At 66.5% G+C, this 23,871-nt stretch carries 21 protein-coding genes; 10 read left to right on the forward strand and 11 right to left on the reverse strand.

Features of this window, described 5'->3' with window-relative positions; genetic code table 11:
• Positions 1–7 precede the first annotated feature (7 nt).
• Genes P9220_RS17530 through P9220_RS17545 form a run of 4 tightly spaced genes read right to left on the reverse strand, consistent with a single transcriptional unit; the run spans position 8 to position 5,498 of the window.
• Positions 8–1,264 (reverse strand): FAD-dependent oxidoreductase, encoded by a 1,257-nt coding sequence (locus tag P9220_RS17530; RefSeq protein ID WP_309766291.1) that lies wholly within the window; start codon positions 1,262–1,264, stop codon positions 8–10.
• Positions 1,261–1,602 carry a nitrite reductase small subunit NirD gene (nirD, locus tag P9220_RS17535; RefSeq protein WP_309766293.1) on the reverse strand — a complete coding sequence of 114 codons (342 nt, stop codon included), beginning with the start codon at positions 1,600–1,602 and terminating at the stop codon, positions 1,261–1,263. Before nirD ends, P9220_RS17530 begins: the two co-directional genes overlap by 4 nt.
• A gap of 16 nt (positions 1,603–1,618) precedes the next feature.
• The gene (nirB, locus tag P9220_RS17540; RefSeq protein WP_309766294.1) at positions 1,619–4,159 is read right to left on the reverse strand and encodes a nitrite reductase large subunit NirB; all 2,541 of its coding nucleotides are present in this window, start codon (positions 4,157–4,159) and stop codon (positions 1,619–1,621) included.
• Positions 4,160–4,172: 13 nt separating this feature from the next.
• Entirely contained in the window at positions 4,173–5,498 is a 1,326-nt protein-coding gene (locus tag P9220_RS17545) for an MFS transporter (protein WP_309766295.1), read from the reverse strand.
• A gap of 588 nt (positions 5,499–6,086) precedes the next feature.
• On the opposite strand from P9220_RS17545, the gene cobA reads away from it, so the two are divergent.
• The 9 genes from cobA to P9220_RS17590 all read left to right on the forward strand — a co-directional run bounded on the left by cobA (position 6,087) and on the right by P9220_RS17590 (position 17,818).
• Positions 6,087–6,851 (forward strand): uroporphyrinogen-III C-methyltransferase, encoded by a 765-nt coding sequence (gene cobA, locus P9220_RS17550; protein ID WP_309766297.1) that lies wholly within the window; start codon positions 6,087–6,089, stop codon positions 6,849–6,851.
• 94 nt (positions 6,852–6,945) lie between these two features.
• The gene (locus P9220_RS17555) at positions 6,946–7,521 is read left to right on the forward strand and encodes an ANTAR domain-containing protein (RefSeq protein ID WP_309766299.1); all 576 of its coding nucleotides are present in this window, start codon (positions 6,946–6,948) and stop codon (positions 7,519–7,521) included.
• 20 nt (positions 7,522–7,541) lie between these two features.
• Positions 7,542–8,654 (forward strand): CmpA/NrtA family ABC transporter substrate-binding protein, encoded by a 1,113-nt coding sequence (locus tag P9220_RS17560; RefSeq protein WP_309766301.1) that lies wholly within the window; start codon positions 7,542–7,544, stop codon positions 8,652–8,654.
• Between the two features lie 59 nt (positions 8,655–8,713).
• Positions 8,714–9,199, forward strand: coding sequence for an adenosine-specific kinase (locus P9220_RS17565; RefSeq protein WP_309766302.1), 486 nt, complete (start codon positions 8,714–8,716; stop codon positions 9,197–9,199).
• 412 nt (positions 9,200–9,611) lie between these two features.
• Positions 9,612–10,202 (forward strand): DUF2760 domain-containing protein, encoded by a 591-nt coding sequence (locus P9220_RS17570; RefSeq protein WP_309766303.1) that lies wholly within the window; start codon positions 9,612–9,614, stop codon positions 10,200–10,202.
• Positions 10,199–12,082, forward strand: coding sequence for an Hsp70 family protein (locus tag P9220_RS17575; RefSeq protein WP_309766305.1), 1,884 nt, complete (start codon positions 10,199–10,201; stop codon positions 12,080–12,082). Before P9220_RS17570 ends, P9220_RS17575 begins: the two co-directional genes overlap by 4 nt.
• On the forward strand, positions 12,083–15,271 hold the full coding sequence (locus P9220_RS17580; protein WP_309766307.1) for an Hsp70 family protein: 3,189 nt from the start codon (positions 12,083–12,085) through the stop codon (positions 15,269–15,271).
• 174 nt (positions 15,272–15,445) lie between these two features.
• Positions 15,446–15,607 carry a hypothetical protein gene (locus P9220_RS17585; protein ID WP_309766309.1) on the forward strand — a complete coding sequence of 54 codons (162 nt, stop codon included), beginning with the start codon at positions 15,446–15,448 and terminating at the stop codon, positions 15,605–15,607.
• 216 nt (positions 15,608–15,823) lie between these two features.
• Positions 15,824–17,818, forward strand: coding sequence for an ATP-binding protein (locus P9220_RS17590; RefSeq protein WP_309766311.1), 1,995 nt, complete (start codon positions 15,824–15,826; stop codon positions 17,816–17,818).
• On the opposite strand, the gene P9220_RS17595 is transcribed toward P9220_RS17590, so the two are convergent.
• From P9220_RS17595 to P9220_RS17615, 5 genes are all read right to left on the reverse strand, one after another.
• Positions 17,815–18,498, reverse strand: coding sequence for an alpha/beta hydrolase (locus P9220_RS17595; RefSeq protein ID WP_309766312.1), 684 nt, complete (start codon positions 18,496–18,498; stop codon positions 17,815–17,817). The genes P9220_RS17590 and P9220_RS17595 overlap by 4 nt on opposite strands.
• 16 nt (positions 18,499–18,514) lie before the next feature.
• Complete coding sequence (locus P9220_RS17600; RefSeq protein WP_309766313.1) at positions 18,515–18,904, reverse strand: MAPEG family protein; 390 nt, start codon at positions 18,902–18,904, stop codon at positions 18,515–18,517.
• 104 nt (positions 18,905–19,008) lie between these two features.
• On the reverse strand, positions 19,009–19,869 hold the full coding sequence (locus P9220_RS17605; protein ID WP_309766315.1) for a metallophosphoesterase family protein: 861 nt from the start codon (positions 19,867–19,869) through the stop codon (positions 19,009–19,011).
• Positions 19,866–20,885, reverse strand: coding sequence for a diacylglycerol kinase family protein (locus tag P9220_RS17610; protein ID WP_309766316.1), 1,020 nt, complete (start codon positions 20,883–20,885; stop codon positions 19,866–19,868). Before P9220_RS17610 ends, P9220_RS17605 begins: the two co-directional genes overlap by 4 nt.
• Before the next feature lie 119 nt (positions 20,886–21,004).
• Entirely contained in the window at positions 21,005–21,445 is a 441-nt protein-coding gene (locus P9220_RS17615; RefSeq protein WP_309766317.1) for a CBS domain-containing protein, read from the reverse strand.
• A gap of 349 nt (positions 21,446–21,794) precedes the next feature.
• Here P9220_RS17615 and P9220_RS17620 point away from each other — a divergent pair, with 349 nt between their 5' ends.
• Complete coding sequence (locus P9220_RS17620) at positions 21,795–22,754, forward strand: chemotaxis protein (RefSeq protein ID WP_309766319.1); 960 nt, start codon at positions 21,795–21,797, stop codon at positions 22,752–22,754.
• 107 nt (positions 22,755–22,861) lie between these two features.
• Here P9220_RS17620 and P9220_RS17625 read toward each other — a convergent pair whose 3' ends face one another.
• The gene (locus tag P9220_RS17625) at positions 22,862–23,137 is read right to left on the reverse strand and encodes a hypothetical protein (protein WP_309766320.1); all 276 of its coding nucleotides are present in this window, start codon (positions 23,135–23,137) and stop codon (positions 22,862–22,864) included.
• A gap of 296 nt (positions 23,138–23,433) precedes the next feature.
• Positions 23,434–23,865, reverse strand: a complete 432-nt coding sequence (locus P9220_RS17630) for a response regulator (protein ID WP_309766322.1) — start codon at positions 23,863–23,865, stop codon at positions 23,434–23,436.
• Positions 23,866–23,871 lie beyond the last annotated feature (6 nt).

The following is a 23,871-nucleotide window of genomic DNA, read 5'->3' on the forward strand; positions in this document are numbered from 1 at the left end:
ATGCTGTCTATGCGCCCGCTTCGCAAAGCGTCTTGCCGAACAACAAACGCCCGCGCAGATGCGATACATCCGTGCGGTTCTGTATCAGATCGAAGTACCACGCACCGTCTTTCACGTCGCCGTAGAGCACCGCGCCGATCACGCGCCCCGCCTGCAGCACGACGCGCTTGTAGACACCGCGGCGCGGATCGCGCAGCACGAGGTCTTCGCTGTCGCCGCCGCCGATGAAATCGCCCGCTGAATAAAGGTCCACGCCGGTCACCTTGAGCTTCGTCGCGGTGGCGCGCTGCACATAGCGCCGATGCCCTGCGCCCGCGAGATGCGCGCCGGCCACGCGCGCCTGATCCCAGATCGGCGCAACGAGGCCGAACGTGGCAGACCGATGCTGCACGCATTCGCCGACCGCATACACGCGTGGATCGAAGGTCTGCAGCGTATCGTCGACGACGATCGCGCGATCGCAATGCAGGCCCGCCGCCTTTGCAAGCGCGATGTTGGGACGCACGCCCGCTGTCATCACGACGAGGTCGGCATCGATCTCGGCGCCATCTGCGAAGCGCACGGCGCGCACGCGATCGTCGCCTACGATCTCCGTCGTCTGCGCGGCCATCGCGAAACGCAGGCCCTTTTCTTCGAGCGAACGCTTGAGCAACGCCGCTGCGCTCGCATCCAGCTGACGGTCCATCAGGCTGTCGCCTGCGTGCACGACCGTGACCGACATGCCCTGGCGCTGAAGGCCGTTCGCCGCTTCCAGCCCGAGCAGGCCGCCGCCGATGATCACTGCATGACGATGATCGCGCGCGGCCTCCAGCATTGCTTCGACATCCTGTATATCGCGAAACGCGATCACGCCGGGAAGATCGCAGCCGGGCACCGGAATGATGAACGGCTTCGAGCCCGTCGCGATCAGCAGACGATCGTATCGCGCCTCGACGCCCTTCGCCGAACGGACGATGCGCCGCCCGCGATCGATGTCGACAACCGCATCGCCCGCATGCAGCGTGATGCCGTTCGCCGCATACCAGTCGCGCGTATTGATGATGATGTCGTCCATCTGCTTCTCGCCTGCGAGCACCGGCGAAAGCAGAATGCGGTTGTAGTTGCCATGCGGCTCCGCGCCGAACACCGTGATGTCGTAAAGCTCGGGCGCGATCTTCAGCAGCTCTTCGACCGTACGCATTCCCGCCATGCCGTTGCCGATCACCACGAGCCGCTGGCGCGCCATCACGCCCGCCGCAGCCGCAACCGCGTATTCGGTCTTCATGCCGCGATCCAGACCTTGCCGCCCGCCACGCGCGTGCGATACGCGTTCACCGAGCGTTCGGGCGCTTCGACGCATTCGCCCGTGCGCAGGTCGAAGTGCTGCTTGTAGATCGGCGACGCCACGACGATGCGCTCGCCCATGCTGCCGACGATGCCGCGCGACAGCACGGCCGCTTGCGAATGCGGATCGAAGTTGTCGATGGCATAGACGGACGAATTGCCCGCGACGTGAAACACGGCCACTTGTGCGCCGTTGACGAGTGCGCAGACGCCCGTGTCGGGCACGATATCGTCCAGTGCGCAAATGGGCGTCCAGTCCTGTTCGATGCGGTCGTTCATGATGAGGTCCTCTCGTTCAGACGGTTTCGACGACAACGGGAATATCGATCTGCTTCGACGTGCGCTCTTCCGGCGTCGCCGGACGAATCTGGCCGCGCTCTTCGACGAAGCGCACATTACCGTCGCGCTCGTCGCTATTGACGAAGTGACGGAAGCGCTTGCGCGTATCGGGATCGGTGACGGCCTTCTTCCATTCGTCCTCGTAGCTGTCGACCACATGCCGCATCTCGGCTTCGAGTTCGGCGGCGATATCGAGCTTGTCGTTCACGACGACATCGACGAGATAATCGAGCCCGCCTTCGAGGTTGTCGCGCCATACGCTCGTGCGTTGCAGGCGATCCGCCGTGCGCACATAGAACATCAGGAAGCGGTCGATATAACGCACGAGCGTGGCCTGATCGAGATCCGATGCGAGCAGTTCGGCATGACGCGGCTTCATGCCGCCGTTGCCGCAGACATAGAGGTTCCAGCCCTTTTCCGTCGCGATGATGCCGATGTCCTTGCCCTGCGCTTCGGCGCATTCGCGCGTGCAGCCCGACACGCCGAACTTGATCTTGTGCGGCGTGCGCAGGCCCTTGTAGCGGTTCTCCAGTTCGACCGCGAGGCCGACGGAATCGCCGACGCCATAGCGGCACCATGTCGAGCCGACGCACGACTTCACCGTGCGCAGCGCCTTGCCGTAGGCATGTCCTGATTCGAAACCCGCTTCGATCAGTTCTTCCCAGATGAGCGGCAACTGCTCGACGCGCGCGCCGAACATGTCGACACGCTGACCGCCCGTGATCTTCGTATAAAGGCCGTACTTCTTCGCAATCTGCCCTACCGCGATGAGTCCGTCCGGCGTGACTTCGCCGCCCGGCATACGCGGCACGACAGAGTACGTGCCGTCGCGCTGAATGTTGGCGAGGTAGTAGTCGTTCGAATCCTGCAGGCTTGCGTGCTCCTTCTTCAGCACGAATTCGTTCCAGCACGAAGCGAGAATGTTGGCGACGGCCGGCTTGCAGATATCGCAGCCGAGTCCCTTGCCATGCTTGGCCAGCAACGATGCGAACGTGCGATGCCCTTCCACGCGTGCGATGTGATACAGCTCCTGCCGCGAATACGGAAAGTGTTCGCAGAGATGGTTGTTCACGGCGAGACCCTGACGCGCCATCTCCGATTTCATCACCTGCGTGACGAGCGGCACGCAGCCGCCGCACGAAGCCCCCGCCTTGCATGCGCTCTTCATCGCGCCGATGCTCGTCGCGCCCGCGCACACGGCCGCGCAGATTTCGGCCTTGCTCACGTTATTGCACGAGCAGATTTGCGCGGCATCGGGCAACGCTTCGACGCCGAGCGCCGGTCTCGCCTTGCCGTCGCTTTGCGGAAGAATCAGGAATTCTGGCGCTTCGGGCAGCTCGATCCTGTTCAGCATCATCTGCAGCAGCGTGCCGTATTCGGCTGCATCCCCGACCATCACGCCGCCCAGCAGATACTTGCCGCAATCGGAGACGACGAGCTTCTTGTACACCTGCTTGCGCTCGTCGCTAAACTGGTACGAGCGGCTGCCCGGCGTCTTGCCGTGCGCATCGCCGAGGCTCGCGACGTCCACGCCCATCAGCTTGAGCTTCGTGCTCATGTCCGCACCGGCGAAGGCGGCGTCGACGCCCATCAAGTGCTTCGCGACGATGCGCGCCATGTCGTAGCCCGGCGCGACCAGTCCGAACAACTGCCCCTGCCACAACGCACATTCGCCGATGGCGTAGATGTCGGCATCGCTCGTGCGGCATGCATCGTCGATGACGATGCCGCCGCGCGGACCGATATCGAGCCCCGCTTCGCGCGCGATATCGTCGCGCGGACGAATGCCCGCCGAGAACACGATCATGTCCGTGTCGAGATGCCCGCCGTCCGCAAAATTCATGCGATTGACGGCGTTCTCGCCATCGACGATAGCGAGCGTGTTGCGGTTCGTATGCACCGTCACGCCCAGCTCCTCGATCTTGCTGCGCAAGACGCGCCCGCCGCCTTCATCGACCTGCACGGCCATCAGGCGCGGGGCGAATTCGACGACATGCGTGACAAGGCCCATGTCGCGCAGCGCCTTCGCGGCTTCCAGCCCGAGCAAGCCGCCGCCGACTACGGCGCCCGTTGTCGCGCGTGCGCCGAACGCCTGCATCGCTTCCAGATCATCTATCGTTCGGTATACGAAGCATCCGTCCCGATCCCGCCCTTCGACGGGCGGCACGAACGGATACGATCCGGTCGCGATGACGAGCTTGTCGTAGGCAAGCGTTTCGCCCGTCGATACCGTGACCGTGCGCGCCGCGCGGTCGATCGATACCGCCTTCGCATTCAGCTTCAGCGCATAACCGGTGCGCTCGAAGAAGCCTTCCTCGACGAGCGAAAGATCGCCCGCCGACTTGCCCGCGAAGAATTCCGACAGATGCACGCGATCGTATGCGGCACGCGGCTCTTCGCAGACGACGGTGACGCGCGCCGCATCGTTGCCGCTTTCAGCGAGACATTCGAGGAACTTGTGGCCGACCATGCCGTGGCCGATGACGACGATTTTCATGACTGGACCTTCCTCAGTGGGCGACGCTGTTGTTGACTGCGAGTGCGCTTTCGCGCAGCGCGGCTTCGCGCGCTTTATGTTCCGGAGAGAAGCGCACGGCAAGCGCGCACAACGCAGAGCCGGCGACGAGCACGCCGAGCAGCGAGAGCGTCTGCTGCACATCGCCGACGCCTTTCATCAGGAAGCCCGCCGCGACCGCACCGACGTTGCCGCCCGCGCCGATCACGCCGGCCACGCCGCCGAGCGCCTTGCGGTCGATGAACGGCACGAGCGCATACGTCGCACCGCAGGCCATGTGCGTGAAAAGACCGAAGGCGAGCATCGCGATGACGGCGAGCGTCGCGCTGCCTGCATGTGCGAACGCATAGAGGCCGATGCCTTCGCCCGCGATGAGCGCGAAGAGCAGCGTCGCGCGGATATCGAGGCCGCGCTTCGCGGCGGCCTTGTCGGAAAGCCAGCCGCCGAGCGCGCGGGCAAAGAGTGCGAGCAGGCCGAAGCTGCCCGCCGCCATGCCTGCCTGCGCGAGCGTGAGACCGAAGTGATCGACGTAATAGACAGCCGCGATGTTGTGAATGAAGACTTCGACGCCGAAGCATGCGCCATAGGTCACGAAAAGCATCCACACGCGATAGTTCGCGCACGCGGTCACGAAGCTGTCCCAGCCGCCTTTCTTGCCGCCGTCGATGGCGATGCCCGCGCGGCGCAGTTCCGCGAAATCGCCTTGCGGACAATCCTGCGTATAGCGCCAGTAGAGCAACGCCATGACCGGCATCGCGATACCCGGCACGATCAGCGCGATGCGCCATGCCGATGCTTCGCCCGCCCCGAGCACGATGGCCGCCGCGACCAGCAGCGGCACGATGGCCTGCGCCGCGCCCGCGCCCGCGTTGCCCCAGCCGGCGGTCGTCGCGTTCGCGGTGCCGACGACGTTGGGCGCGAACATCACCGACGTGTGGTACTGCGTGATGACGAAGCTCGCGCCGATCGCGCCGATCGCGAGGCGGCACCACAGGAAGCTCTCGTATCCGGTGGACAACGCCGCGCCGATCACCGGAAATGCGCCGGCGAGCAGTAACGCGCTATAGACCTTGCGCGGGCCGAAGCGGTCGCACATCGGGCCGACGACGAGACGCACGAGAATGGTCACGGCCACTGCGGCGATGTTGATGTTCGCGATCTGATCGGCGGAGAGGCCATATTCGCGCTTGATGAGCGGCATCAACGGCGCGCACGCAAACCAGGCGAAGAAGCACACGAAGAACGCCATCCACGTGAGATGGAAGGCGCGCATCGGCGCACTGCGCATGCTGAAGAGATCGATCCGGGTGGCTTTATCCATTCTCTTGGTCACAAAAAGAAAGGCGTCCCGCGCACCGGGCCGTTCGAGCCAGATGCGGGGGACGCCGTTGTCCGATGCCCGTCTGGCTCGATGAAGCCGGGGCGCTGTGTTCAGGACGGATCGCCGTTGATCCGATGGCAGGACTAAAGGCAAGGGGTATGCCATGCGAGTCGAATCGCCCGGAGAGGCTTGAGCAGCGTGGCTTTGCGGGATGCGCGCACTGAGCGCGGGCATCGCCTTCACGCAGCGTTGTGATGCGGGCCGGCACAAGCGTGGTGCGGCGCAGCACTGCGGACGTGCGGCGCGCCATCGCGTCGCCTGAATTTGTACGATTCGGTTAGCCTCCTCGAACTGCACGCAACGTATGCTTCACGCGCGGCTCGCGATGCGGCAAAGCCATACCGCGTCCGAATGGCCCGCTTATTGCATTGATGAATTGCCACCTGCAACGGCGCTGGCGGCAAGGCAAATGCAACGCAAGGACATGGAATCCAGGACAATGGCGTCCCTCGTGCCCGACACGAGCGGACGCCTCGTGCGTTCGCCGCGTCGATACGTGCCCCCGATACAAGCAAACAGGACACGACGATGACCTCCGGAAAAGTCACTCTCCTCAGCGCAGGCCCCGGCGATCTCGACCTGCTGACGATCCGCGCGGCAAGAACGCTCGCCGATGCCGATATCCTGCTCGTCGACGATCTCGCCAATGCGGACATCGTGACGCTCGCACCGCAAGCCCGTGTGATTCGCGTGGGCAAGCGCGGCGGCTGCAAGTCCACGCCGCAAGCGTTCATTCAGCGCCTCATGCTTCGTTATGCGCGCAAGGGGCTGCACGTCGTGCGTGCCAAAGGCGGCGACGCCCTGCTGTTCGGGCGCGCGGGCGAAGAGATCGCGGCGTTGCGCGGCGCGGGGATCGCGGTAGAGATCGTGAACGGCGTTTCGGCGGGATTTGCAGCGGCGGCGGGCCTGGGCATCTCGCTCACGCATCGCGACCATTGCCAGGGCGTGACCTTCGTCACCGCTCACATGCAGGACCACGGCGAACCGGACTGGCGCGCGCTCGCGGCGACCGGCATGACGCTCGCCATCTACATGGGCATGAGCCGCATCACGGGCATCGCGCGGTCCCTGCTCGACGGGCTGCCCGCGACGACGCCCGCAGCGGTCGTGCAGCACGCGGGATCGTCGCAGGAAAGGCGGCTCGTGACGACGCTCGGCCGTCTCGCCGACGATGCAGCCGCCGCCGGCCTCGGCAGTCCCGCTGTGATCTTCGTGGGCGGAGCGATCGGCGAGGCCGTCGAATTCGCGGCTCACCGCGAGCGCATCGGGCACGGCATCGCGCACGCGGCGTGATCCATGCGATTCGGCCTATGCCATTGGGCCAGATAGGCGGCGAAGGTGCATCGCGCTAAAGTCCAACGAACCGATACACCGTCAAACGCCTCACATGCTTCGCGTCCTTCTCGTCACCGACACCGACAAACCCATCGGCGATCTGCGCGATCAACTCGCACGTCTCGGCTATGAGATGCTCGCGGAAGCCGCCGCGCCCGCTCAGTTGCATGCGGCGGTGGAGAGTCAGAAGCCGGACGTCGTCATCATCGATACCGACTCGCCTTCCCGCGACACGCTCGAACAGCTCGCGGTGATGAACAAGGCCGCGCCGCGCCCGGTGCTGATGTTCAGCAACGACGCGGATCAGCAATTCATCCGCGCCGCAGTCGGAGCGGGCGTAACCGCGTATTCCGTCGAAGGTCTCGCGCCCGAGCGGCTCGCGCCGATCATCGAGGTCGCGCTCGCCCGCTTCGCGCATGAAGCGCAATTGCGCCAGCGTCTTGAGCAGGTCGAGAACGAACTCGCGGAACGCAAGGTCATCGACCGGGCGAAGCGGCTTCTGATGGAGCGGCGCGGCCTGTCGGAGAACGACGCCTACGCGACGCTTCGAAAACGCGCGATGGATCAGGGCGTCAAGGTCGCCGAGATCGCGCGCCGGCTTCTCTCGCTTGCCGACCTTCTGCGGTAGCCATATACCGACATCATCGAATGAACGCTTCCGACAACCTCACGCCCGAGCGATCGCATCTGCGGCTCGGCTTCGTCGCCCTGAGCGACGCCGCGCCGCTCGCGGCCGCCGCATTGCGCGACATGGGGCGGCGGCACGGCATCCGCATCGAGCTGTGCCGGCAGCCGTCGTGGGCGGCGGTGCGCGACAAGTTGCTGTCCGGCGAACTCGACGCCGCCCATGCGCTTTACGGGCTCGTCTACGGCGTGCAACTCGGCATCGGCGGGCCGCAGGCGGACATGGCCGTTCTGATGGTGCTCAACCGCAACGGCCAGGCGATCACGCTGTCGAATCCGCTCGCCGACGCCATTCAGCGCGGCGCGAGCGTGAAGGACGCGCTCGCGTCGCTGGGACGCACGCCGGTGCTCGCGCAAACCTTCCCGACCGGCACGCACGCGATGTGGCTCTACTACTGGCTCGCAACGCAACGCGTGCATCCGCTCGTCGACGTTCGGAGCGTCGTGATACCGCCGCCGCGCATGGCGGATGCGCTCGTCGAAGGCACGCTCGACGGCTTCTGCGCCGGCGACCCGTGGCATGCGGTGGCCGAGGCGCGCGGCGCGGGGCGCACGGTCGTGTACACGGGCGAAATCTGGCCCGATCACCCGGAGAAAGTGCTTGCGTGCCGGCGGGATTTCGTCGCGCTTTATCCCAACACGGCGCGCGCGCTGGTCCGCACCATGCTGGACGCGTGCGAATGGCTCGATGCGCGCGAGCATCGGCCGGAAATCGCGGATGCGCTCGCGGCGTCCGACCTGCTCGGCGTCCCGCGCGAGCTGATCGCATCCCGGCTCGGCGCCATCGAAGGCGTTGCGCCGCTGCGTTTTTTCGACGGCGGCGCGGTGAACTATCCGCGCGCATCGGACGGGCTCTGGTTCATCACTCAGTATCGGCGATGGGGCATGCTCGCAGGCGATGGCGACGACACCGCCGTGGCCGCAGCCGTCAACCAGACCGCGCTCTATGCACAGGCGGCGCAGGAGGCAGGCGTTGCGCTTCCCGCCGCGACTCGAAAGTCGACGTTCTGCGATGGCCGCGTCTGGGACGGAAGCGCGGCGAAGGCGTATCTCTCCGGGTTCGACATGCACGCATAGCGCGCCGACCGCCTACCATTAGCGTTGCCATGCAGGGATTCTCGCAACGGAGGTGCGCCATGCAATTGCTCGCCATCGGCATCGACAAGCCGGAGAACGCCAACTTCATTCTCGGCCAGTCGCATTTCATCAAGACCGTCGAGGACCTGCACGAGACGCTCGTCGGCGCGGTGCCGGGCATCCGCTTCGGCCTCGCGTTCTGCGAGGCGTCGGGCAAGCGGCTCGTGCGCGCATCGGGGACGGACGAGGGGCTCGTCGAACTGGCCACGCGCAACGCGCTGAATATCGGTGCGGGACACAGCTTCATCATCGTGTTGGGCGATGGCTTCTTTCCCGTCAACGTGCTCAACGCGGTGAAGACGGTGCCCGAGGTCTGCCGCGTGTTCTGCGCGACGGCGAATCCGACGCAGGTGCTCGTCGCGGAGACGGATGAGGGGCGCGGGATCATCGGCGTGGTCGATGGAATGCCGCCGCTCGGCATCGAAAGCGAAGAGGACGTGCGGTGGCGGAAGGACCTGCTGCGGCAGATCGGGTATAAGGCTTGATGAGGCGATGTGGCGGCCCGGCGCGAGCGGGCGCCTGAGCGGGCACCCGAGCGGGCGGCCGTTGCGCCCGCTCACGCAACGCCTCGCCGCGCCTTGACTTGCCCGCGCGAATCGCGAGAATGATGCCCCGCCCGAAGGCCGGGCAGCATCGGCCAGCGGGCGCCCGGCCGCCGGCCGGATGCGCCGCGCCAGCGCTTTTCCCTCGCGATGCACCGGCATCATGGACAATATCGGGATGCGGTGCGCCCGCCACGGCCATTTCGCGAGGCGAGAGCGCATCCGAATCGGCATCCACGGCGATCGTCGAACGCAGCCCGCTGCGGCCGATGCGCCACCGAACACGCCCACCGGCGCCGTCCCGAGGATAAGGTCGTCCTTCGGAACGGTCGACAAGAACACAGGAGCTTCACACATGACCGACATGAATCCGTCCTTCTTCGGCCGGCTGTCCATTGCCTTCGGCGCCTTCTTCGGCATCCTCGGCAACAGCAATTTCGCAGGGCGCGTCCAGCGCCTGCGGGAAGCGCAACATGCGCCCGAAGCGCCCGAAGCGCCGGAAACGCACGCCCCGACGCCCGCGGCGGCTCCGGTCGCCACGCCCGCGCCGTCGCCGCTGACGGAAGCGAGCCCGGTGGCGGCGCTCCAGTTGCTGGGGCTTCTGCAACGCGACGCGCGCTTCATCGATTTCGTCGAAGAGGACATCGCCAATTACGGCGACGCGGACATCGGCGCGGCTGCGCGCCTCGTCCACGATGGCTGCCGCGCGGTGCTGCGCGAGCATTTCACGATCAGGCCGGTGCGCAGCGAAGCCGAAGGCAGCCGCATCACCCTGCCCGACGGCTTCGACGCAAGCGCCGTGCGTCTCACCGGCAACGTCGTCGGCAAGCCGCCGTTCAACGGGAGCATCAGCCATCGCGGCTGGAAGGTCGAGGAAACGCGGCTGCCGAAGCTCGCGCAGTCGCACGACGCGAGCATCGTCGCGCCCGCCGAGGTGGAGCTATGAGCGAATACAACGAGCAAGGCCCGGCGCGCTTTTCGATCGGCGTCGATCTCGGCACGACGCATTGCGCGCTGTCGTATGTCGACATGTCCGCGAGCGACGGCGAAAAAACCGCGCAAGGCGTGCTGTCGATCGCGCAGCTGACCGCGCCCGGGGCCGCCGAAGACCGCGAGCTGCTGCCGTCGTTTCTCTATCTTCCGCACGCAAACGAGCTTGCGCCCGGCGACCTCACGCTGCCGTGGACGCAGGAGCGGCCGTATATCGTCGGTGAACTGGCGCGCAGCCGTGGCGCGGGCACGCCCATCCGCCTCGTTTCGAGCGCGAAAAGCTGGCTCTGTCACCCCGGCGTGGATCGTCGCGCGGCGATTCTCCCCGCCGATGCGCCCGAGGAAGTCGAGCGCGTGTCGCCGCTCGAAACTTCGGTGCGCTACCTGACGCACCTGCGCGAAGCGTGGAATCACGCGCATCCGGATGCGCCGTTCGATCAGCAGGACGTCACGGTGACGATCCCCGCCTCGTTCGATCCCGCCGCCCGCGAGCTCACCGCCGAAGCGGCCGCGACCGCCGGCTACGGCCGCATGACGCTGCTCGAGGAGCCGCAAGCCGCGCTGTATAGCTGGATCCAGAAGTCCGCCGGCGGCTGGCGCAAGCAGGTCAGAGTGGGCGACGTGATCCTCGTCGTCGACGTCGGCGGCGGCACCACCGACCTGTCGCTCATCGCAGTGGTCGAGCGCGAGGGCAATCTCGAACTGCATCGCGTGGCGGTCGGCGAGCACATCCTGCTCGGCGGCGACAACATGGACCTCGCGCTCGCGCATGTCGTCGCGCGCAAGCTCGCGGCGCAAGGCACGCAGCCCGATCCGTGGCAACTTCGCGCGCTCACCTACGCGTGCCGTTCGGCGAAGGAAACGCTGCTCTCCGATCCGAACGCCGACTCCGTGCCGCTCGTCGTGCCGAGCCGCGGCTCGAAGCTGATCGGCGGATCGCTGCGCACCGAGCTCACGCGCGCCGAACTCACGCAGATTCTGCTCGAAGGCTTCTTCCCTCAGGTCGATGCCGCCGCGCGTCCGGTCAGCCGCGCGCGCGTCGGCCTGACGCAGCTCGGCCTGCCCTACGCGCAGGACGCCGCCGTCACGCGTCATCTCGCTGCGTTCCTCGGCCGTCAGGTGAACGCGCTGGCCGAAGTCGAAGGCCTGCAGCATCAGGCTCCGGCCGGCGCGACGCTGCTGCACCCGACCGCCGTGCTGTTCAACGGAGGCGTGTTCAAGTCGCCTCTGCTGGTCGAGCGCGTGATGTCGACGCTCAACGCGTGGCTCGCTGCCGAGAACGCGCCGGCCGCGCGTCTGCTCGAAGGCGCGGACCTCGATCTCGCGGTCGCACGCGGCGCCGCGTACTACGGCTATGTGCGGCGCGGCAAGGGCGTGCGTATTCGCGGCGGCACCGCGCGGGCGTATTACGTCGCGGTCGAATCGGCGATGCCGGCGGTTCCCGGTCTCGAACCGCCCGTGCAGGCGCTGTGCGTCGCGCCGTTCGGCATGGAAGAAGGCACCGAAGCCGCGCTGCCCGCGCAGGAATTCGGGCTGGTCGTCGGCGAGCCGGTGCGCTTTCGCTTCTTCGGATCGTCGGTGCGGCGGCAGGACACCGTCGGCACGCTGCTCGATTACTGGCAACCGGACGAACTGCAGGAGCTCGAAGAAATCGAAGCGTCGCTGCCCACTGAAGGCCGCACGCCCGGTGAAGTCGTGCCGGTCAGGCTGCATGCCCGCGTGACCGAAGCCGGCACGCTCGAACTTGAAGCCCTGCCGCGCAATTCGCCCGAACGGTGGAAAGTCGAGTTCGACGTGCGCGGCGGCGTCGGCACGGATCAGGGCATGGGCCTGTAAGTGTCCGCCGCGCGCAAGCAGAAGCCGGCGCAGGCGCGGTATCGCGTCGGCATCGATCTCGGCACGAGCAATACGGTTGTCGCTTATGCGCGGGCCGGCTCGGGCGATATCCGCATCTTCGAGATCGATCAGCTCGTCGCTGCCGGCGAGGTCGCGGCGCAACCGCTGCTGCCGTCGCTGCGTTATCACTTCGCGCCCGGCGAACTTAGGTCCGAAGACCTGCAATTGCCGTGGGGCGAGATGGAAGCGCCCGCCGTCATCGGCAGATTCGCGCGGACGCTCGGCGCGCAGGTGCCGGGGCGGCTCGTGTCGAGCGCCAAGAGCTGGCTGTCGCACGCGGCGGTCGATCGTCTCGCGCCCATTCTTCCGTGGGGCGCGGGCGACGACATCGAAAAAATCTCGCCGGTGATCGCGAGCGCGAGCTATCTCGCGCACGTGCACGCGGCATGGAACGAGCGCTTTCCCGAAGCGCCGCTCGACGCGCAGGACGTCGTGCTGACGGTGCCCGCCTCTTTCGATGAAGGCGCGCGCGCCCTCACGCTCGAAGCGGCGAAGATGGCGGGGCTCGAGACGCTGCGCCTGCTGGAAGAGCCGCAGGCCGCGTTCTATGACTGGCTGTTTCACCATCGCGAGACGCTGGGCGAAGAACTGGCGGCGACGCGGCTCGTGCTGATCTGCGATGTCGGCGGCGGCACGACGGACCTCACGCTCATCCAGGTCGAACCCAACAACATAGCGGGCGGCGAGCCGGTTCTCACGCGCATCGGGGTCGGCAACCATCTGATGCTGGGCGGCGACAACATGGACCTCGCGCTCGCGCATCTCGTCGAGAAGCGGCTTGCGGGCGATGACGGGCGACTGTCGGCGGGGCGACTGTCGCAACTGGTCGAACGCTGTCGCGCGGCCAAAGAGCAATTGCTGGGGGAACACGCGCCGGCGTCCGTGTCGATCACGCTGCTTGGCGCGGGATCGAAGCTGATCGGCGGCGCGCGTTCGGCGGAAGTGACGCGCGAGGAGATCGAGCGGATCATCGTCGAGGGCTTTTTCCCGCTCGTGTCGGGCGGCGAGCGGCCGGGGCGGGCGCGCGGCGGTATCGTCGAATTCGGGCTGCCTTATGCGAGCGATCCCGCCATCACGCGCCACGTCGCCGCGTTTCTCGCGCAGCACGCGACGCAGGCGCGCGAAGCACTGAGCGGCGATGCGCGCGCGGAAGCGGCGCGAACGAGCGAACCGCAAGCATCGCAGGACAGGGATGGGGATGCTGCTGCGAATGCGGCGAATGCGGGGAATGCGAACGTTGCGGGGAACGCAGCGAACCCGAACGTTGCGGGGACCGCGAGGAATGCGACAAACGCCGGCAACGCGACGAACCTGAACGTTGCGGGGAACGCTGCGAATACGACGCATACCCGGACCGCGGGCAACGCGGCCATTGCGACGAACGTGACGCATGCGACAAACGCGAACGTCCCAGGGAACGGGAAAAATCCCGAGAAGGCGGCGAACGCGGAAGTCGCGGGAAATGCAAGCAAAGCCACCGGCGCTCGCGACACCGCTCAACCCGCCGCCTACCTCCCCGTCCCCGACACGCTGCTTCTCAACGGCGGCGTCTTTCGCGCTGCCCCGCTCGCCCGCCGCATCGCCGATACGCTCGGCAAGTGGCGCGGCGCGCCCGTCCACGTGCTCGCCAACGACCATCCCGACGTGGCCGTCGCGCGTGGCGCGGTTGCCTATGCGCTCGCGCGCGCGGGGAACGCGCCGAAGATCGGCGGGGGATCGGCGCGCAGCTATTTTCTGCTGCTCGACGAGGAAGGCGACGCCACGCGCGGCGTCTGCGTGCTGCCGCGCGGCACCGAGGAAGGCCAGCCGATCCATCTCGCGGACCGCACCTTCGCGCTCCGGCTCGGCGCGCCGGTGCGCTTTCACCTCGTTTCGTCGGTGGCGGATACCGCATACAAGGCGGGCGACATCGCGGACGTCAGCGCATCGGCGGGCGACTTCGTGCGCCTGCCGCCGATCGCCACTGTCGTCGATGCGCGCGGCGAGACCCGTGGCGGGCCGAGCGGCTCGGGACCGCGCGAAACGCCGGTGCACCTCACGACGTCGTTGACGGAAGTGGGCACGCTGGAGATGCACTGCATCGCCATCGACGATCCCGCGAAACGCTGGCTCCTCGAATTCCAGCTACGCCGCGAGGAACCCGACGCCGATGCCGCCGCATCGCAGACGCCGGCGCAGACGCATCCGGCGCTGCCGAAGGCCATCGAACTGATCGATCGCACCTTCGGCACGCGCGCGCAGGATGTCGGCCCGAACGAAGTGAAGCGGCTGCGTGCGCAACTCGAGCAGGCGCTGGGCCCGCGCGATACGTGGGACATCGCGCTGTTGCGCGAGCTATTCGGCGCGCTGTGGGACCGCGCGAAGAAGCGCCGGCGCACCGCCGATCACGAGCGCCTGTGGCTCAATCTCGCTGGCTACTGCATGCGGCCCGGCTTCGGGCACCCGCTCGACGAGTGGCGCGTCGAGCAGTTGTGGACGCTCTTCGATCAGGGCATCCAGTACGTCAACGAAAATCAGATCTGGTCCGAATGGTGGACGCTCTGGCGTCGCGCGGCGGGCGGCCTCGACGAAGCCGCTCAACTGCGCCTGCTCGACGACATGGCCTTCGTTCTGCAACCGCCCGGCGCGAGCCGCTACCGGCGCGCGGCGGGCGCGGCTCGCGCGGGTTACGAGGACATGGTGCGGCTTGCGGCATCGCTCGAGCGCGTGCCGGTCGAGCGCAAGGTCGAAGCCGGCGAATGGCTGCTCACGCGCCTCAAGAAGCCTTCCGAGAACCTGCAAAGCTGGTGGGCGGTCGGACGCATCGGCGCGCGGCAGCCGTTCTACGGCAGCGCGCACGGCGTCGTGCCGCCGGACATCGCCGAGGCGTGGCTTGCGGCCATACTCGCGCTCGACTGGAAGAAGGTCGAACCGGCGGCGTTCGCGGCCGTGCAGATCGCGCGCATGACGGGCGACCGCTCCCGCGACGTGTCCGACGAAGTGCGCGCCGCCGTCATCGAACGGCTCACGACGATGGGCGCGGCGCAGTCGTGGATCGCGATGGTGCGCGAGACCGTCGCGCTCGATCGCGCCGACGAAGGCCGCGTGTTCGGCGAGACGCTGCCCGCAGGGCTGAAGCTGATCGGCTGATCGGCCGATCGGCTGATCGGTCGAGAGCTGGGCGTGAAGCTCCGGCCGGCGGCATCGAAATGCTTCGCTGTCAGAAGCTTTTGCGCGCACCGGCCCGTGACCGCTTGAATAGCGGCTACCCGCATCCTATGGTTATCAGTGTGTCGCTTCGACACTCACTGAAGGAGGTCCATCATGCCATCGCCACGCAAGGCTCAGGCGAGCCATCCCGCCGAAACGGAAATGTCGAGCCGCAAGAAGACGGCCGGAACCACCAAAGCGTCCACCACCAAAAGCACGGGCGCGAAGGAAACCAGCGTCACCAAGCGCACGACCAAGGCCAAACCGAAGTCGTGACCATGCGTTGAGCGCGCAGTACCCTTGTCGCGCCGGGCATCGATCGGGGCTGTCCTTCCAGACGGCGAGCGGGTTGTCACGCGCTCGCCGTTCGGCATTTTCGTGCCCTTCTCGCGCACGGCAGCCGCGCGCATCGCCCAAAAAAGACGTTCCGATCCGTGCGCCGTAGCCTAAAGTAGTGAATCCTCTCGCTTATCGCCCGACCGGGACCCGACGATGGCCGTTCCGCAAAGCGCCGCCACCGTGCGCATCCGAGGCATGCTCGCCGCCGCCGCGCGTGAAGCCGGCGCGAGCCTCGTGCGCAATCTGTCGATCCCCGCGCCCTTCGCCGATCCCGCGCTCGAAGCGCAATTTCTCGAAGATCACAGCCAGCGGTTCTGCGCGTTCAGGCGCGCATCCGCGCTGCTCGCGCTCGTCATCTGGACATGCTTCCTGTGGTGGGACTTCAGCTTCGTGCGCGGCAACAAGGCGCTCAACGTGCGCCTCGCCGATATCCTCGCGCTGCGTTTCGCGGGCGTCGCGCTCCTGATCTGCGTCGGCTTCCTGGTGCTGCGGCCGTCGTTCCGATCGCACGCGACGGCGCACCGGGTCATCCTCACCGGCATCTACGGCCTGCTCTGCCTCATCCTGACGATGGTCGCGATTACCCCCGCGCCCTATAACTACACGCAGTATTTCATCGGCCTGTACCTCGCCCTCTTCTTCCAGTTCAGCTTTTTCTACCTGCGCTCTCGTCTCGCGCTGATGGTCGGCGTCGTCACGATGGCGGCAATCGTCCTGCTGCAGATCACCGTGCGCCTGCTCAATCCGGAAGACTTCTTCGCGGGACTCTTCTATATGTTCAACGTCGTGGTCGTCGGCCACGGCGTGTGTGCTCACGCCGAACGGGTATCGCGCGAACGCTATCTGGCGGAGCGCGCGCTGGCCTCGCTCAACGACGAACTGCGCGCGGCCAACGGCTCGCTCGAACGCAAGAACCGCGAACTCGAAGTTTCGAAGAAGGACCAGGAGACGAAGACGCACGCGCTGCTTGCGTTGCGCGAACAGCAGATGATCGCCGCGCAGACCGCGAGCCGCGAGAAGTCGAACTTTCTGGCGGCGGCGACGCACGATCTTCGCCAGCCGATGCACGCGCTGAACCTCTTCCTGCAAGCCGCCGCCGAAGCCATCCGCAACGGCGAGTTCGCGCAGGCCGAGCGGCTGATCGACGAATGCGGGCGCTCGTCGGTGATCCTCGCGCGGCTGCTGAACGCGGTGCTCGACTTGTCGCGACTGGAATCGGGGCGCGTGGCGCCGCGCTATCACGTGTTCGACGTGCGGCAGATCGTCGAGGAAGCGGCGGAGCAGTTGCGACCGTTCGCGGCGAGCCGTGGCGTCGATTTGCGCCTGCGGCTGCCGAAAGACGATGTCGTCTGCGTGCGCAGCGATTCGCACTGGCTGTGCCGCGCGGTCGCGAACCTCGTGTCGAACGGCATCAAGTACGCGGATACCGGCAAGCCGACGAAGCCGACCGTCATCGTGGGCGTCGTGCGATCGCCGACGCGCGCGCGCATCGACGTGCTCGACAACGGAATCGGCATTCCGGCCGATTATTTCGACGCCATCTTTCAGCCGTTCTTTCAGCTCGACAACCCGGAGCAGGATCGCGACAAGGGCCTGGGGCTGGGGCTGTCGATCGTCAATGCGGTGGTGTCGATGCTGGACGAGCACCGCATCGAACTGAAGTCTGCCGAAGGGCGCGGCTCGCGCTTTTCGCTCGAGATGCCGCAGTGCGGACCGTCGCCGGACCAGCCCTCGGCCCGCGCGCCGGCGCGTTCGGAGGCGGCCGAGGCGGCGCAGTTGGCGGGGCGCTACGTGCTGCTCGTCGAGGACGACGGCCTCGTGCGCGCATCGACAGAAGCGCTGCTGTCGCAATGGGGCGTGCTCTACGACTCCGCCGCGACGTTCGAGGAATTCGAGGAGATTCTCGCGACGATCGAGCGCTTCCCCGATCTCATCATCACCGATTACCGGTTGCGCGATTTCAAGACCGCGCGCGAAGTGGCGATGGCGGGCGCGCTGAAGCTCGGGCGCCCGTGTCCCTGCCTCGTGGTGACGGGCGAACCGGCGGCGACCATCGTGCCGCTCGCGTGCGAACACGACGTGCTCAGCAAGCCGGTGAGCCCGGCCGAGTTGCGGCGCGAGATGGTGTCGCTGATCGCCGGACGCTAGCTTCGCGCCGCCGCGAGACGCGCGCCGAACCATTGGCGCAGCGCTTCGACTTCTTCCATGCAGACCGTGTGCGCCATCGGATAGGTGTGCCAGTCGACGGCGCAGCCGAGCTCTCGCGCGAACTCGCAGGCGTCCTGGCCGAGCTGAACGTCGAGCACGTCGTCGAAAGCGCCGTGGGCCGCGAAGACCGGCGCATGGCGGTTCGCGTCGCTGACCGAGGCATCGATCAAGCCTTTCGACGGCATGTAACCCGACAGCACGATCAGCCCGGCGAGCCGCTCGGGATGCGTGAGCCCCGCCTGATACGTCATCGCGCCGCCCTGCGAGAAGCCCGCGAGAAAGATGCGCTCGGTGGCGATGCCGCGCGCGTTCTGCTGTGCGATGAGCGCGCGCACGGTTTTCACGGACGCATCGATGCCCGCCTCGTCGACGCGCCTCACGATGCCCTCGAACGAAAGAATGTCGTACCACGCGCGCATCACGTAGCCGTTGTTCGCGGTCACGGCGATTTCCGGCGCATTCGGAAAGACGAAGCGCACGGCGGGGGCATCGGCCAGGCGCAGCTCGGGCACGAGGGGCACGAAGTCGTTGGCGTCCGCGCCGAGGCCGTGCATGAGGATCACGGCGAACTCGGGATTCGGCGCGGTTTCGATTTCGACGGTCGATGGTGAATCGGTCATGCGGACTCCGTATGCCTCAGATGATGGGGACGAGCATCTGCACGATGCCCACGATCGAAATCAGCCACACCAGCGAGCGGACGAACGGCACGCCCGCCGCATATAGCGGCACATACACGACGCGCGCGACGAAGTAGGTCAGCGCGCCGTAATGCGTGAGCGCGTTCTCGCGCCCGGTCACATGGACGATCAGCACGGCGACCGCAAACACGGGCAGCGTCTCGAAGAGATTGGCCTGCGCGCGCATCAGGCGGCCGGCGAGCTTGCCGGGCGGCGGCGCGGGGCCATCGCGCGGGCCGGTGTTGTAGCGGATGCCCGTCTCGCGGTTGCGCACGAGCGCGGGCAACAGCACTTGCACGAGGGCGAGGACGAGCGTCCACGCGAGCAACGTCAGTTCGAAGGTCATCGGGGCTCCGGGGCGGGTGGCCTGGCGGCGTTCATTCTGTCATGTGCGCAGCGCGCGTGCCCGGCGCGGCGGCCTTGTCCTGCTTCAGTCTGCTTCGGTCTGCTTCATCCGGCCGACGTCACCGCCGCCGCTCGCGCCGCGCCGTCGAGCGCCAGTTCATGCCGCGCGCGCTGCTCGAAGCGGTCATCCGATTCGGCGTAATCCCATCGTTCGACGACGACGCGCCGCGCGCCGGCATCGCCCGTATCGCTTGCATCGTGGGAATAGCGGATCACGTTCACCGAATTGCCGATGCTCCCCCGCGTGCGCGACGACAGCGCCGTGCCCGCCTGCACCGCCCACATCCGGCGCGGCAGGTTCGCGAAGGTATCGTGGAGCGGCAGCACATACGGCAAGTGAATATGCCCGCCGACGATCAGATCCGCACCCGCGCGCGCCCAGCGCGGCACCGCGCGCTCGCGTCCGTGCAGCAGATTGGCCTCGTCCTTCGCGCGCGTGACCGCGACCGGCTGATGCGTCACGACGATGCGCAACTGCCGCGCCTTCGCCGACTCCAGCCGGGCGGCGACGCGCTTCACCTGCTGCATCGACACTTCGCCGTCCTTGTGCCGGTACGGCCGCGTCGTGTTGACGCCCAGCACGATCACATCCGGCGATTCGAACGACGGCTCGAGCTCCGCGCCGAATGCGCGCTGATGATTCGCGTACGGCTGGAACAAGCGCGCGAACACGTTGAAGAGCGGGATATCGTGATTGCCGGGCACGACGAGCGTCGGCGTCGCGCCGAGCGTATCGAAGAACGCGCGCGCCGCCGCGAACTGGCGCTTGCGGGCGCGCTGCGTGATGTCGCCGGAGACGATGACCAGATCGGGCGGCGTCTCCTCGATGAGCCGCGACAGCGCCGCAACGACGCGAGGCTGCTCGGTGCCGAAATGCGGATCGGAAATCTGCAGCAGCAAAGTCATGAGCGATTGGCTTCCGCCACGGCAGGTTCGGGCTTCAGGAGCAACAGCGGACGCTCGGACACGCGGAACTCGAGCGGCATGTCGAGCCACGCGATTTCACCGTCGGTCGCGATCTTGATGCGGCGGCGCGTGTCTTTCGGGCGCGAGGGCCGCGTCACCGTGATGCGGTCGAAGGTGAAACTCATCACGTGGTCCGAATCGCTCAGGCGCCCCGCCGCGCCGCGCAGCGTGAGCATCAGATGCGCGAGCCGGCCGACGGGGCGAGGCGCGATTGCAACGAGCAAGCCGTATTCCACCGCGCTCGCCTCCGCCATGCCGATCTGCTCCAGCTGCAATCGATTGTTGCCGACGAAAAGCGTCGACGACCGCACTTCGCGCGTTTGTCCTTCGTGCCGGATATGCAGGCGCAAATGCCGATGCCGCCGCAGCAGCGTGAACAGCGCGGACCACATTGCGACGAGCCGGCTGCGCCCGAACTGCTGCTTGTAGGTCTCGCGATCTTCCAGCAGCTTCGGATACAGCCCGAGGCTCGCGTTGACGAGGAACATGCGGTCGTTCACGTAGCCGACCTGCACCGGATACGCCCGGGCATCGAGCAGCAGCTTCGTCGATGCTTCGAGATCGGCAGGAATGCCGTGATCGCGGCTGAAGTAGTTGAAGGTGCCGCGCGGAAGCACGGCGAACGGCACGCCTGCCGTGAGCGCGGCTTCGGCCACCGTGCAGAGGGTGCCGTCGCCGCCCGCGCCGACGAGCACGCCGTGATCCGCACGCGCCCGCTCGGCCGCTTGCTGCGCGGTCGCGGCGAGTTGGCGCGGATCGTCGACGACGGACAATTCGAAGCGGCGTCCCGCCGCGCCCAGCTCGCGTTCGAGGACGGCGCAGGTTTCATCGACCTGCTTGCGGCCCGAGCCCGCGTTCATCACGACGAAGAACGGCGCATCGGGCGAAAGCGCGCTTGCGCCTCGCGCGAGTTGCGCGCTCGAGGCGGCGTCGGTGGATTCGGCGGGCACGTTCATCGGCAGCGCTCCTTGCGGTTCGTCGCATGTTTGCGCGCCGGCGCGGCGGCCGGCGAACCTTGCCGATTATAACGATAGGCTTACAAATTCAGCACAAGCCCGAACGTTCGATGCACGGATCAGGTGTGCTCGCCCCGGATGTAGTACTCGAGTTGCTGAATGGTGAACTGCTGCTCGGAGATGATGTTCTTCACCAGATCCCCGATGGAGATCATGCCGACGAGCTTGCCGTTGTCGATCACGGGAAGATGGCGCATGCGCTTGTCGGTCATGAGCGCCATGCAGTCGTCGGTGGTCTGGTCGGGGCGCACGTAGCGCACGTGCGAAGTCATGATGTCGCGCACCGGCGTCTCTTTCGAGGACCGGTCCATCAGCACGACTTTGCGCGCGTAGTCGCGCTCGGTCATGATGCCCACGATCTCCTCGCCCTGCGTGACGAGCACCGCGCCGATGTGCTTGTCGGCCATCAGCTTGATGGCGTCGTAGACCGGCGATGTCTCGGCGACCGTATAGACCGTCTGGTCGGGTTTCGAATTCAGAACTTCTGCGACTGTTGCCATCGAGCGCCTCCGTTGGCTTCGCGTGTTCGCCGGCCCGGCAATGACCGATGAGCGCGCGCTTCGTTGTATCCGGGATACGTTGCTGCGCCTGCCGTCGAGCGTAAGGCTTCCCGCTCGATGCCTTCATCGGCATTAACCCGACCATTCGGGAAAAAGTATAGGTCAAGCCCGGCGGCGGCATACGCGCTTTGCCCGACTTCAGTTTCGCCGAACGTTGCCGCTAATCAGGCATCACGCGGAAAAAGTAGCAATCCGCGAACGCCGTGCGCCACGCGCGCGGCCCCGCAACCGGTTGCATGGGGCGGATCGCGGTGCGCGAGCGCCCGCTTCGGCCGACAGAGAGGACAAGATGAGCAGTTCACAGCAGGATATCGAGCAGCGCGTGCGGCTCGCGGGCAGCAACATGTTCGAGTTGCTTCTGTTCAGGCTCGGCGAGGCGCCGAACTCGGAGCAGCGCGAGCTTTACGGCATCAATGTATTCAAGGTGCGCGAAATCCTGGCGATGCCGGCGATCACGGCCGTCGCGGGATCGAGCGAGGAAATTCTGGGCGTCGCGGACATTCGCGGTCAGATCATTCCCGTGATCGACCTGGCGCGCATCACCGGCTGCCGTCCGAAGAACGGGCCGAAGATTCTGCTCGTCACCGAGTTCGCGCGCACGACGCAGGGATTCGCGGTCGAGGAAGTCGACGATATCGTGCGGCTGGAGTGGAATCAGGTGTTGTCGGCGGAATCGCATTCGGGCGGGCGCACGGTGACGAGCTTCGCGCGGCTCGACGGCAATGTCGACGGGACGCGGCTCGCGCAGGTGCTGGATGTCGAGCGCATCGTGCGCGACGTGCTGCCGGGGCAGGACGCCGACATCACCGAAGCGAGCACCGGCCGCTTGCAGCTGAAGCCCGGCGCCCGCGTGCTCGCGGCGGACGATTCCGGCGTCGCGCGCGCGCTGATCGAGCAGAGCCTGACCGCGATGGGCGTCCCCTACGTGATGACGAAAACGGGCCAGGAAGCGTGGGAAGTGCTCGAAGCGGCGCTCGACAAGGCGCGCAAGCACGGCACCGAAGTGGCCGACGAAATCGCGCTCGTGCTCACCGATCTCGAAATGCCCGAGATGGACGGCTTCACGCTGACCCGGCGCATCAAGGCCGATACCGGCCTGCAGCACATTCCGGTCGTGATCCACTCGTCGCTGTCCGGGTCGGCGAACGAGCAGCACGTGCGCAAGGTCGGCGCGAACGCATATGTATCGAAGTTCGTGGCGTCCGAGCTTGCCAGCGTGATGCGCGGCGCGCTCGTCGACGCGGGCTGAAAAGCATCGGCGCCCGGTGCGGACAGACCTCGTGAGTCTGCTGCAGCGGGCGCCGAAAGGTCGCTTCAGTCTCGAGGCCGGAGGATCATCCGGCCGGACCGGTTCGATCAGTGACCGAAGTAGATCGAGTTGGTGCTGGTAGCCGCTTGCGTGCGGTTGCCCGATTGAGCCAGCGAGTCACGCGAACCGCCGAACGCGCGGGCATCGATGCCGTGTGCGTTTTCTTCAGCGGCGATGGTTTGTGCGCTCGGGCCTTGCTGCGAAGCGGGCGCGCCGACGACCGGGCGGTAGGACGGAGCCGGGCCGTAGCCGCTTGCAAAAGCGGGTGCGGCGATCGAAGCGGAAGCAGCGATAAGCAGGGTAGCGATCAGATTGCGTTTCATGGTGTGCTCCAAAGACGGTTGACGTTCGTGTCAGAAAGCGCCGCAGCGGATTGCGAGAAACTGTCTGCTACGTCGATGGAATGCAGTGTATACCCCTACTATCGTTTTTTTATATCGATATATTTCAATTCACTTTTCACCGTGCGCCAACAATCGCTGGCCGCACGAGCGTGCGTGAATCGGCGATTGCCGCATGGATTAAGGCGTACCGAGCGACGACGAGGTTCCTCGCTGACCGCGCCGTTTCGCAGGGACAGAACAATCTTTTGCTGCACGAGCGTGCAGAACAGTGGTGTTCAGTGGACGAGCCGCTGAATCAGATTGACGAGCGTGGCGGGCGAATTGCCTTTTTGACAATACGCGTCGAAGCCCGCGTGCAGCCCTTGTGGCCGCACGAGTTCCTCGCCGAGCGCCGTGAACGCGATGATTCCGGCGTCACGCGTCCGCGCGATGCGCCGCAGCACGCGCGCCGTCGCAAAGCCGTCGTGTTCGGGCATGCTGATATCGAGGATGACGATGTGCGGCACCCAGCCGTCGATGGCGTGCAGCGCGTCGACGCCGGAGAGCGCGACGCGTGTCTCGAAGCCGTCCGCGGTCAGCGCCGCGGCGAGCGCCTCGGCGCTGGAGGCATTGTCATCGACGACCAGGATCCGCCAGCTCTGGACCTCCACGTCGACGCTGCGGCTGGTCCACACGGCGCAATGAGGGGAATGCAAGTTCACGGACATGGCGAT

This window comes from Caballeronia sp. LZ016 (assembly GCF_031450805.1).
GTDB lineage: Bacteria > Pseudomonadota > Gammaproteobacteria > Burkholderiales > Burkholderiaceae > Caballeronia.